Source organism: Myxacorys sp., from assembly GCF_059501405.1.
The window spans coordinates 107,570-119,348 of sequence record NZ_JCACCM010000153.1; the positions used below are offsets into that span (position 1 = coordinate 107,570).

At 47.7% G+C, this 11,779-nt stretch carries 10 protein-coding genes; 9 read left to right on the forward strand and 1 reads right to left on the reverse strand.

The window, feature by feature from the left end; genetic code table 11:
- The first annotated feature begins 16 nt into the window (after positions 1-16).
- From AC5I6P_RS21450 to AC5I6P_RS21470, 5 genes are all read left to right on the forward strand, one after another.
- The gene (locus AC5I6P_RS21450; protein ID WP_495695799.1) at positions 17-976 is read left to right on the forward strand and encodes a glycosyltransferase family 10 domain-containing protein; all 960 of its coding nucleotides are present in this window, start codon (positions 17-19) and stop codon (positions 974-976) included.
- 24 nt (positions 977-1,000) lie between these two features.
- Positions 1,001-1,972 (forward strand): Npun_R2821/Npun_R2822 family protein, encoded by a 972-nt coding sequence (locus AC5I6P_RS21455; RefSeq protein ID WP_495695800.1) that lies wholly within the window; start codon positions 1,001-1,003, stop codon positions 1,970-1,972.
- A gap of 2 nt (positions 1,973-1,974) precedes the next feature.
- Positions 1,975-2,853, forward strand: a complete 879-nt coding sequence (locus AC5I6P_RS21460; RefSeq protein ID WP_495695801.1) for an Npun_R2821/Npun_R2822 family protein — start codon at positions 1,975-1,977, stop codon at positions 2,851-2,853.
- Positions 2,853-3,920, forward strand: coding sequence for an Npun_R2821/Npun_R2822 family protein (locus AC5I6P_RS21465; RefSeq protein ID WP_495695802.1), 1,068 nt, complete (start codon positions 2,853-2,855; stop codon positions 3,918-3,920). Before AC5I6P_RS21460 ends, AC5I6P_RS21465 begins: the two co-directional genes overlap by 1 nt.
- A 100-nt stretch (positions 3,921-4,020) precedes the next feature.
- Positions 4,021-4,971 carry an NAD-dependent epimerase/dehydratase family protein gene (locus AC5I6P_RS21470; RefSeq protein WP_495695803.1) on the forward strand — a complete coding sequence of 317 codons (951 nt, stop codon included), beginning with the start codon at positions 4,021-4,023 and terminating at the stop codon, positions 4,969-4,971.
- Between the two features lie 21 nt (positions 4,972-4,992).
- Here the strand turns inward: AC5I6P_RS21470 and AC5I6P_RS21475 are convergent, their stop codons facing one another.
- A complete protein-coding gene (locus tag AC5I6P_RS21475) occupies positions 4,993-6,084 on the reverse strand; it encodes an ABC transporter ATP-binding protein (RefSeq protein ID WP_495695804.1) in 1,092 nt (363 codons plus the stop codon).
- Between the two features lie 180 nt (positions 6,085-6,264).
- On the opposite strand from AC5I6P_RS21475, the gene AC5I6P_RS21480 reads away from it, so the two are divergent.
- The 4 genes from AC5I6P_RS21480 (at position 6,265) to AC5I6P_RS21495 (ending at position 11,637) form a co-directional block, all read left to right on the forward strand.
- Positions 6,265-6,675: a response regulator gene (locus AC5I6P_RS21480; RefSeq protein WP_495695805.1), complete on the forward strand. Its 411-nt coding sequence runs from the start codon at positions 6,265-6,267 to the stop codon at positions 6,673-6,675.
- Positions 6,676-6,703: 28 nt separating this feature from the next.
- The gene (locus AC5I6P_RS21485) at positions 6,704-7,636 is read left to right on the forward strand and encodes an endonuclease/exonuclease/phosphatase family protein (protein ID WP_495695806.1); all 933 of its coding nucleotides are present in this window, start codon (positions 6,704-6,706) and stop codon (positions 7,634-7,636) included.
- Positions 7,637-7,638: 2 nt separating this feature from the next.
- Positions 7,639-9,066, forward strand: a complete 1,428-nt coding sequence (gene cls / locus AC5I6P_RS21490) for a cardiolipin synthase (protein ID WP_495695807.1) — start codon at positions 7,639-7,641, stop codon at positions 9,064-9,066.
- 63 nt (positions 9,067-9,129) lie between these two features.
- Positions 9,130-11,637 carry a U32 family peptidase gene (locus tag AC5I6P_RS21495; protein WP_495695808.1) on the forward strand — a complete coding sequence of 836 codons (2,508 nt, stop codon included), beginning with the start codon at positions 9,130-9,132 and terminating at the stop codon, positions 11,635-11,637.
- Positions 11,638-11,779: the final 142 nt, after the last annotated feature.

Sequence of the window (11,779 nt, forward strand, 5' to 3'; positions counted from 1 at the left end):
AGAAATCTCGCATCTTATGACTAAGAAAACAATTGGAATGGTCAGCAGCTACGTCGGGCTTAACCCAAGCCCGACCGATTGGCTATGGCAGCAGTCGCCCTACCCGTTTGGACAGTGGAACAATATTCAAATCGAAGCATCGGCAGAAAACCCCGATTTTCTACTGTTGTATCAGTTTGATTTTCCGCGTCCGTCTCAGCCGAAAAAATCGTTGCGGTCTATGCTGCGTAAACCTACGCCGCCACCTGATATCAGAGAACGATTTCGCGGAGTTCCCCACGATCGCGCCATTTACTTACTTCGAGAACCGCCGCTTCCTGAAATCGTAGACATTACCAAAGCCAATTACGCCAACGCTAGCCAGTACTGCGCTCACGTTTCAGGCCCCGATGACTTTGCACCTGTGCCCGACTACATGCCTGCCATCTGGTATTTGGGCAATTCGTTTCGCGAACTGAACGATATGCCCCCACCCGAAAAAGTCAAAACCTGTAGCTGGATTACCTCTGGCATTAGCCGCACGGAGAATCATCGCAAGCGATTGGCGTTTCTGAAACTGCTGCAAGACAATGCCGTAGATTTCGATCTCTATGGGCGAGATCTCCCACCTTGGTCATACAACAGAGGCCGGATGAACGGCAAGTGGTACGGCATGGCTCCGTACTATTACAACTTGTCAATTGAGAACTACGCTGAGAACGATTGGTACGTCACTGAAAAACTTTGGGATGCTTTGCTGTCGTGGTGTTTGCCGATCTACTATGGCGGCTCTGCGGCAGACAAACTGTTGCCTCCAGGAAGTTTTCTACGGTTGCCGAGCTTGGATGAAAAAGGATTGAAGTATATCCAGGAGGTGACGGCAACGCGGGATGCTTGGCATGAGGCGAAAGCCGCGATCGCAGAAGCACGTCAAGTCATTCTGCACAAATTGAATCTAGTCAATTGGCTCTCCGAATATGTTGCTCGCTTCGATTGAAAGACGCTCTCTCGACAAACCACTATGAACGGAATTTGTACCCTCGCAAACGATCGTGTGTATGACCAACTCATCGCCTTGCTCAATAGCATTGAGGTGGTGATGGGTCAAACGCTGCCAATTTGCATTTATCCCTTTGATGATCAGTGCGATCGCATTCGGGCAGAAATTCGCAATCGCCCAAACGTTACGATCTACGACGATCAAGACTCGATCCGGCGTTGGGACACGTTTATGCAACGCATTGCCCCAGAACGGTTAAATCACAAACTCCGGTTATATGGAGCGCATCGGCGGTTCTGCGCGTTTGACGGCCCGTTTGACAACTTTGTCTATATGGATGCGGATACGCTGGCGATGAGTCCCCTCGATCGCGTGTTTGGCATGTTAGATAAATTCGATTGGGTCGTTTACGATTACCAATTTCTCGATCCGAGCAAGATTTATAACGTCAATTCTGCAAAGCTCTATGACGTCTTTTCCGACGAACGGATTCGCAGCGAAATCTTTTGTTCTGGATTTTTTGCTGCCAAGCGGGGACTGTTTGGAGAGCACCAACGCGAAACCTTGATTGCTCAATTGCAAGCGGGCGATAAAGAGATTTTGTATGGAGGAGCCGGAGAGCAACCTGTGCTGAATTACATGGTGATGCGCTCTGGGCTGAAAAGCTGTAATTTAGGGTCCTATTTGCCGTCTGACAAATCGACTGGATGTTCTGTCACCTCAAAGCATTTTGAAGAACGAAACCATATTCTTTACGATCGCGGGACTCGGTTGACCTACCTGCATTACATCGGTGTCAAGCCACAATTGATGGAGCAAGTTTGTGCGGGCGAGAATGTTATGTTTCCCTACCGGAACTTATTCCTGCACTACCGCTTTTTACATGAGCCTCAGAAGCGTCCTGTGTTTCTTGACCCGCCGCCTGCTGAACCAAAAACACTTTCTCCCAGTTTCGTTAAACGAGTTCTGAAAAAATTGAGGTTGGCTTACTAACAATGAAAGGAATTTATATTGTCGCAAACGACAAAGTCATTGATAATGCGATCGCATTGCTCAACAGTATTCGCCGCTGCGATCGCGAGGTTCCGGTCTACCTGATTCCATTTAACGATGATTATCAAACGGTTCTCACAACGCTAAATCAATTACACAACGTTCAGCTTTTTCCTGACTTAGAATTGCTGGAACGGCTCACTCGTAACGTGGGTGAAATCTTCGATCGCGACTTTCTAGCATTGCCTAACAAAATGAGAAAGTTAGCCGTTTGGTTTGGTGTATTAGATGAGTTTCTCTACATTGATACAGATATTGTCGTTTTTGAGAAAATTGCAGATCGATTAAATCGGCTTTCTGAAATAGACTTTTTTTGCAGCGACTATCACTTCTCTAGCGAAGGATTGCGAAACGTATTTTCGCCAATCATTCGTGAGCAAAATATTTTTACTGACGAACAGCTACAAGATGTGTTTAATAGTGGTTTTTGGGGATCGAAAAAAGGCGTAATTACTGAGGAGCAACTGTACGATGTGTTGCGAGAATGCTCTCAGCATCGAGAATATTTCGATTTTACTCAAGGCGTTACGGATCAACCTGTTCTAAATTATCTCATTCTCAAGTGTTTCCCTAAACGAGAAAATTTAGTTAAAGCCTCAGACAAGATACCTGGTAGTTGGGCTGGTTCTAAGCACTTTGAGAATCGAAACTCTGTCCTGTACGACAAAGATCAGCCGCTGCAATACATTCATTGGGCGGGCATCGCTATGCATCCTAGCGCACCTTACTGGGAAGTGTGGCAGCACTACCGTTATCTGCATGAACCCAGTAATTTTTGGCGTAAAGTATCTCGTTTAGTTTCTTTTGTGAGTGCAAGGTAATGAATGGTATTTACATTCTGGCAAACGACTATGTTTATCATCAGCTTGTGGCGTTGCTGAACAGTATTGAGGTAAATATTGGTCAAGATATGCCTGTGTGCATCATTCCTTATGACAATCGGTTAGACCAGGTAAAAGCTGAAGTTGCTCGTCGTCCTCAGGTCACGTTGTTTGAGGATCAAGACTCGATTGAGCGTTGGGAAGCGTTTGCCACACAAGCGTGGAAAGCCCACGATCGCGCGCAGAAAGAATGGCGCGTTTCTTTAGGAGTTGCGCGAAGCGCTAATCGCAGCCTGCCCGAAACTTATCGTCTCGCCATGCACCGCAAATTGTGCTGTTTCGACGGTCCGTTTGATCAATTTATCTATTTTGATGCTGATACCCTAGCAATGGGATCGGTTGAGCTTATTTTTCAACAGTTAGAGCAGTACAGTTGGGTCACAAATGATTATCAGTACTGCTCAGATGTGAAGTACATTTTTGACGCATCTGAAGAAGATTTATCCAAGGTTTTTACTCTCAATAAGCTTAAGTCTCATATCTTCTGTGCGGGCTGGTTTGCTTCTAAAAAAGGCGTATTTACTGCTGAAATTCTAGAGCAATTGCTACATCATCTTTGTGCAGGAGAAGCTGATTTAATGGCGCTTTGGGGGCCGGATCAATCGCTTCTAAATTACATGGTTTTGCGGAGCGAAATTTCTTACTATAACTTCGCAGTTCACGGCGAGGCAACTGGTTCTCATTGGTCGTCTAAGTTCGATGAGATTGAGCATGTTTTGTATGACAAAGGGCGGAGATTAACTTACATTCATTACATGAGTGTTGCGTCATCTAAATTTAATCGTTTGTGTCAAGGAATTGCTGTAGAGATTCCTTATCGAGATTTGTTTCTGCACTATCGATATCTCAATGATCCTATTCAGAAACCCGTGTCATTTTTGCCAGACACCCCATCTGTTTCTGGTACTAATTTCGGTGCGATCGCAAGCTCAATTGCATCATTTATTAAGCGAAAAAATGACAACTTGCAGCACAAGTTTCGTCAGTTCAAAAGCAGTTTGAGCTAGTAGTTTGTAACCTTGATTTTCTAGGAACGAGAGAAGCGTATCTCCTAAGGAACCGCAATCAGGTAAGATCGTCAGATCGTTGGAGTCTGATCTTATTTGTATGCCGACAAGCGTTGTGACTGGTGCTGCGGGGTTTATTGGGTCTCATCTCGTTAATGCTCTTTTGAGCCAAGGCGAGCAGGTGATCGGCGTCGATCAGTTTAATGAGTATTATGATCCGGCACTGAAGCGGAAGAATATTGCTCCCGTTGCTCAGCATCCTAACTTCAAATTAATCGAGGCTGATATTCAAACTTTGGATTGGACAGCGCTGCTAGCAGACGTGGACGTTCTCTATCACCAAGCGGCACAAGCAGGCGTGCGATCAAGTTGGGGCACAGGCTTTCGCACTTATACCGAGCAGAATGTGAATGTGACGCAAATTCTGTTAGAAGCGGCGAAAGAATCGAAGCGGCTTCAGCGATTCGTATTTGCGTCGAGTTCGTCCATTTATGGTAATGCTGAGGCGATGCCAACGTCGGAAACGCTTTGTCCTCGCCCGGTTTCGCCTTATGGAATTACGAAGTTAGCGGCAGAACAACTCTGCGGACTGTATCACCAAAATTTTGGGGTTCCGGTCTGTGCGTTGCGCTATTTCACCGTGTATGGGCCGCGCCAACGTCCCGATATGGGATTTCACAAATTCTTCAAGGCTGCCCTAGACAATCAGCCGATCGACATTTACGGGGACGGCCAGCAAACGCGAGATTTTACCTATGTTAGCGATGCGATCGCAGCTAATCTCGCCGCCGCTACCGTTCCTGAAGCGGTCGGAGAAATCTTCAACATTGGTGGGGGAAGCCGCGTGGCGCTAACCGAAGTGATTGATACGATGGCTACGATCGCAGATCGACCCATTCAACGAAACTATATCGAGACGGCGATCGGGGATGCCCGCCACACATCTGCCGATGTGTCGAAAGCGCAAAGAATTCTCCGCTACCAACCGCAAGTCAAGTTATCTGAAGGCTTGCAGCAGGAATGGGAGTGGATTCGGGCATTGTATGCGTGAAACCGATCATCACAAAATTCATCATAAAATTGGATAGATCCGCGTTCCAGTGGCAGGATCAAACAGAAAAATCTGATTTAGGTCTAAACTGACGAAGATTTGCTCCCGCGATCGCAAGTTTAAATCTGGGCGAATCTGCACATTCAAAATCGGTTGAAATCCGCGATTCTCACTGGGCAGCACAACCCGCACTAAGACCTCTCGTCCCAACGGTTCAACAACGCTCACTTCTGCTCTAAATTGTCCCGACTCGCGGCTCACCTGCACATATTCTGGTCGAATGCCCAAGTCAAACCTTGCTCCAAGCGTATACTGAGGCTTCCATTTGGGCGGAAGTGGAATGCTTTGTTCACCGATCTGAAACCCTGTCCCCGTGAAGGTGACGGGCAGAACATTCATTGGCGGATTCCCTAGAAACGTCGCGACCATGCGATTGACGGGACGATTGTAAATCGTTTGCGGCTCACCAATTTGCTGAATCACCCCGCGATCGAGAACGACAATTTGATCTGCCAGCGTCATGGCCTCGACCTGATCGTGAGTGACATAGATCGTCGTAATTCCGACCCGTTGATGCAGTTGCTTTAATTCAGCCCGCGTATCGTCTCGCAATTGAGCATCTAAATTAGAAAGCGGTTCATCGAGTAGAAAAACCTGCGGTTGACGTGCGATCGCGCGCCCTAAGGCGACTCGCTGCTGTTGTCCGCCTGAAAGCTGTTTCGGCTTACGATCGAGCAGATGAGCAATATCAAGAATGTGTGCGACGGTTTCGACCCGCTCTCCAATCGTTTTGGCATCTGCTTGCCGCATCTTTAAGCCAAAGGCAATATTTTCTGCCACCGTCATGTGAGGATATAGCGCGTAGTTTTGAAACACCATAGCGACATCACGTTGACGAGCAGGTACATTATTCACCAGCGTTTCGCCGATGTACAGATTTCCAGAGGTTGCTGTCTCTAGCCCCGCGATCGTTCTCAAAATGGTCGATTTGCCGCACCCAGACGGACCGACCAACACCCAAAATTGTCCTTCTGGCACGGTGAACGAAATATTATCGACTGCTGCAAATTTGCTGAACCGTCGTGAGATGCTGTCTAGTCGAACGCTTGCCATAGCCTTGATCTAAACCTGTCAATTCTTACCCATCTTAGACTAGAGCTTTTTGCTCATAGAAAATTGGCTGGTCTACCTGAAAAGGGGCTTCAGGTCGATATTGGATGCAAACGACCTGAAGAAATGCTATTTTATTACAATTGAAGATTAAATTGTTTAGCGTGGTTCACTGCATCAGTCTTGTCCAGCCCGCCCCTAGAACTAACCCCTTTTCGAGTCCTCGTGGTTGAGGATGAAGCCGTCACCCGGACAGCGCTAACGCTTTTACTAGAGTATCAGGGAGCCGCCGTAGTTGCTGCTGGCTCAGTCAAAGAAGGAATCCAATTGTTAGAGGGTAAGTTTCAACCCGATATTTTACTCAGTAATATTCGTCTGCCTGACGGAACGGGTGCCGTCGTGCTTCAGTATTTGCGGCATCAAGATTCGATGCGGCAACGACAAACGCCTGCGATCGCGCTAACAGGAGAAGATCTAGAAACGGTGCAAGAAGACCCAGAGTTTGCCGGATTTCAGCTCTACCTCTCCAAACCGTTTGACGCCCGAATGCTGGTGAGTGCAATCGTGACTTTAATTGAACGTGACTTTAATTGAAAAATAGTGGTGTTTTTTGGGTAAAAGGATGGTCATCCTAAACCAGATTGGGATCGTCCTAAGAAAGATCACAATCTGTAAAGAAAGATCCGCTACTATCGAAAGGCTAGTACAAGGATTGATGCGATCGCGCGATCGCTCGGAGTTTGACAAAGCCGCACCCATGTTAAGGACCTTCCTTCCATCCCACCGATTCATTCGGACAGATGAAATGATCATTCATCGCGTCCATCACAATCCATTGCCCCTTTGTGGCAAGTCGATTCGGATTCTCAATTGGAACATCGCTAAGAATAATGGCGATCGCGCTTGGCTAGATGACTTCGCTAAAATCCTAGAACGCTACACGCCCAATCTAGTTTTTCTGCAAGAAGTACGGATGTGCACTCAAGCCAAGCATTTGAGTGAATTGACCGAGATGGGATGGAGCTTTGCGCCCAACTTTATTGATACTTATCACAACAGTTATGCAGGGGTGTTAACGGCGGCGAGAGCCTCTTCTCTGACTCGAAAGGCAGTCGTCACCGAGCATTACGAACCTGTGACTCAAACGCCAAAAGTATCGCTTGTGGTTGAATATCCGCTACCTAACACTGGTAGAACGTTGCTTACCATTAATTCTCATTTGATTAACTTTGTCGAGTTGACCAAATTTAAGGCACAGTTGTACGAGTTAGAACGTGCGATCGCGCCTCACACGGGCGCAGTGATTTTTTCTGGAGACTTTAACACCTGGAATCGATGGCGATGGATCATGCTGGAATCGATGGCGCGTAGACTAAGGCTAACTCGTGCTAAATTTCCTCCAGAGGATGCCCAAAACATCAAGCGATTTTTGCTGTCGCCACCACTCGACCACATCTTTTATCGAGGATTGGATCAAAGCTGTGTTGGGGCAAAAGTTCTCAATCACGTTGTTTCATCGGATCATAAACCTATGATTGTTGAGTTTTCGGGCTAGATGTGAACCAAGTATCTGTGCTAAGCATCCTAGTTTTGTTGGTGCAGGTGGGGGGCGTTGCGAGTGCTGCCCATGCGGTGATGAATGTGCGATCGTCGCGGGGTGCAGTTGCCTGGAGTATTTCACTCGTCACCTTTCCCTGGGTTACGATTCCTCTCTACTGGGTGTTTGGTAGAAATCAGTTTCAAGGGTATGCAGAAGCATTGCGGGGTGCGTTTGGTGAACATCAAGACTTAGTGCGTCAGGCATACCAAGAACTGCGAAGTCAAATCACTTCGTTACCAGAACGGCTTGCGCCTTTAGAAGAACTCGCCGATCGCCTCGCTGCCATTCCCTTTACCTCTGGTAATCACGTTGAGTTGCTGATCGATGGTGAAGAAACATTTACAGCAATGCTGACAGCAATCGAAGCGGCAACAGATTATATATTGCTACAAACCTACATTCTGAGTGATGATCAAGTCGGGAATGCGTTTCGTCGCGCGTTGATTGAGAAAGCGCAACAAGGTGTAAAAGTTCATCTGTTATACGATGGCATTGGTACTCGTAGGTTGTCGCGAATGTATCGGCGATCGCTAGCGCGCAGTGGCGTTCAGACGAGCGTATTTAAAAGTACGAAAGGAAAGTGGAATCGCTGGCAGGTCAACTTTCGCAATCATCGCAAAATTTTGATTGTCGATGGCGCGATCGCGTTTGTGGGTGGTTTCAACATTGCGGATGAATACATGGGCTATAAGTCGCCGCTCAGCCCGTGGCGAGATACACATTTGAGAGTTCGGGGTGCAGCCGTGCAGTGTTTGCAGGGCTGCTTTTTGGGCGATTGGTATTGGGCAACCCGAGAAGTTCTGGATGCCAATTGGGATGTTAAGCCCAGTCTAGAAGTCGATCAAACGGCATTTGTCCTGCCGACCGGGCCTGCGGATCGCCTACCCAATTGCATCTTGTTTTTCGTCAATGCTGTCAATCAAGCGACGGAGCGGCTATGGTTAGCAAGTCCTTACTTTGTGCCCGATGATTCGTTTCTCACTGCCCTAAAGTTAGCGGCGATTCGCGGAGTCGATGTGCGAATTTTGTTGCCGAGCCGTCCGGATCACTTTTGGGTGTACTACTGCGCGTTTTCATATTACAAAGAAATGCAAACAGCGGGCGTCAAATTTTATCGCTATCAGCCGGGGTTTTTGCATCAGAAAGTCATGTTGATTGATAATACGATCGCGTCAGTTGGCACGGTCAATTTAGACAATCGATCATTTTTTCTAAACTTTGAAGCATCGGTGTTTGTCACGTCACAATCGTTTATCCAAGACGTTGAACAGATGCTCCTAGCCGATCTCAAAGAGTGTCTCCCTGTTGAGACTTCAGAGGAAAAAGAACCATTGTGGCTCCGATTTATCGCCAGAGTTGCCCGATTGTTGTCTCCAGTTCTCTAAGTTGTGAGTTAAATTGCTACGATCGCTAGTGCCCTTCTGTTAACTGATTTCATGAATGCTACCGTGACCACTCGACCCGAGTTGCTGGCTCCCGCAGGGCATTGGGACTGCGCCAAAGCCGCTGTCGAAAATGGTGCAGATGCGATTTATTTTGGGTTAGAGCGCTTCAATGCTCGAATGCGAGCACAAAACTTTACCGAAGCGGATTTGCCCGAACTGATGGCGTTCTTGCATCGTCGCGGCGTGAAAGGTTACGTTACGCTGAATACGTTAGTGTTTCCCAAAGAACTCACAGAAGCAGAACACTATCTTCGGACAATCATTGCGGCTGGCGTTGACGCGGTGATTGTGCAAGATATTGGCATTTGTCGCTTAATTCGACATTTATCCCCTGATTTTCCGATTCATGCCTCGACTCAAATGACCATTACAAGCGCCGCTGGAGTGGAGTTTGCAAAGTCGTTGGGCTGCCAGTTAGTCGTGCTGGCGCGGGAATGTTCGATCCAAGAAATTAGTAAAATTCAGCAGCAGATCCGCGACTCGCAACGCGAAGCTCCGAAGGATCGCGACATGGCACTTCCATTAGAGGTGTTTGTGCATGGAGCGCTCTGCGTTGCCTATTCTGGACAATGTTTGACGAGTGAATCGTTGGGCGGACGCTCAGCCAATCGAGGAGAATGCGCTCAAGCCTGTCGAATGCCCTACGATTTGGTGGTAGACGGCAGAGTAGTGGATTTGAGCGATCCAGACCAAGGCGCGAATCGCCGATATTTGCTCAGCCCGCAAGATTTGGCAGGACTTTCGGTATTGCCGGAGTTGATCCAGTCGGGCGTCGCCTGTCTCAAGATTGAAGGACGGCTGAAAAGCCCGGAGTACGTGGCGAATGTGACGCGAGTTTACCGGGAGGCGATCGATCGAGTCGTGAATGCAACGTCGAATGATGTGGGACGTGATGGTTCCACTGCGAGCGATCGCTACAAGTTAGAAATGGCATTCTCGCGGGGACTCCACACCGGATGGTTTAAAGGCATCAACAATCAAGCGCTGGTTCATGCCCAATTTGGCAAAAAGCGGGGCGTTTATTTGGGCGAAGTGAAATCTATTCGCAACGAGCAACTGACGATTCGACTGCAAGCGCCGCTTAAAGCTGGAGACGGCGTTGTGTTTGATAGTGGACACCCCGAAGCCAAAGAAGAAGGCGGACGGGTCTACACGGTCGATCAGCGCGGACAAGACTCGATTCTTACCTTTGGCAAACGCGATCTAAACTGGCGTCGAATTGAAGTCGGCGATCGCGTCTGGAAAACGAGTGATCCAGAACTTGATCGACAGGTGCGCCAAAGTTTTGCAGGCGATGCTCCCAAGTTTCAACGCCCAATTTCGGTTGAAATTCATGGCGAAAGCGGGCAGCCATTGGTTGCGATCGCGCGTGACGAACAGGGGCATATTGCTCAAGTTGAATCGTCCATTCTCCTCACCCAGGCTCACACTCAGCCACTCACAACCGATCGATTGCAAGACCAGTTCGGGCGATTGGGTAATACTCCGTTTCGGTTAGATAGGTTGACGAATCAGCTTGCGGATGACGTGATGCTACCGATTAGTGAGCTAAATCGGGTGCGACGGGAGATGGTTGAGCGATTGGACCTCCTGCGATCGCAGCCAAAACGTTGGCAGCTTAACGAAGAAGCAACACTTCAGAATTTGGTTGTGCATTCAGATTCCGCAATCGTGGAGCAATCACCAGAGCTAATCGTTTTGGTTCGTAATTTTCAACAATTGAAAGCAGCGCTTCAGTCAGGAATTGAAACGCTGTATTGCGAATTTGAAGATCCTCGTGTCTACCGTCAAGCGGTTGAACTGGTTCGTCAATCTTCCTCATCTATCTGGGTTGCGCCACCTAGAATCACCAAACCGGGCGAGAATTGGATTTTGCAGCAAGTGCGTCAATCTGATGCAGATGGCTATTTGATCCGAAATTATGATCAGCTAAATTTCTTTAGAGACGATCGCTGTATTGGAGACTTTTCATTCAATGTGGCGAATCGCTTAACGGCAGATTATTTGAAGCAAACGTTTGCGCTAGAGCGATTGACAGCGTCCTATGATCTGAACATGGAGCAGTTAACGGATCTACTAACGAGTGCATCACCTCACACATTTGAGATCACGATTCATCAGCATATGCCGATGTTTCACATGGAGCATTGCGTGTTCTGCGCCTTCTTGTCTGATGGAACAGACTATAAAAACTGCGGTCGCCCCTGCGAGAACCATGACGTCACCTTGCGCGATCGCACCGGGACGGAACATGTTTTACATGCCGATTCGGGTTGCCGAAATACGGTTTTTAACGGCAAGGCCCAAACAGGGGCAGAATACATGCAGCATTTAGTTCAACTGGGAGTAAAGTACTTCCGCCTTGAGTTTGTCAACGAGTCTCCACGTGAGGTAATACAGACGATCGATCGCTATCGTCAATTGATGCGGGGCGAAATTACCGGAGCGCAGCTGTGGCGAGAATTGAATTTGCAGAATCAACTGGGTGTGACACGAGGAACAATGAGCTAGACGTTTTGAGCTATTAATTTAGCAGGATTTGATCTAGCATCCGTTACCAAATCTGCTGCTAATACGTAAGCTTTGAAAATGCTAAACGTAATAGACTTGTCGGTAAATAAGGGAGAATAGAGAACAGTGACGAGATGAGATA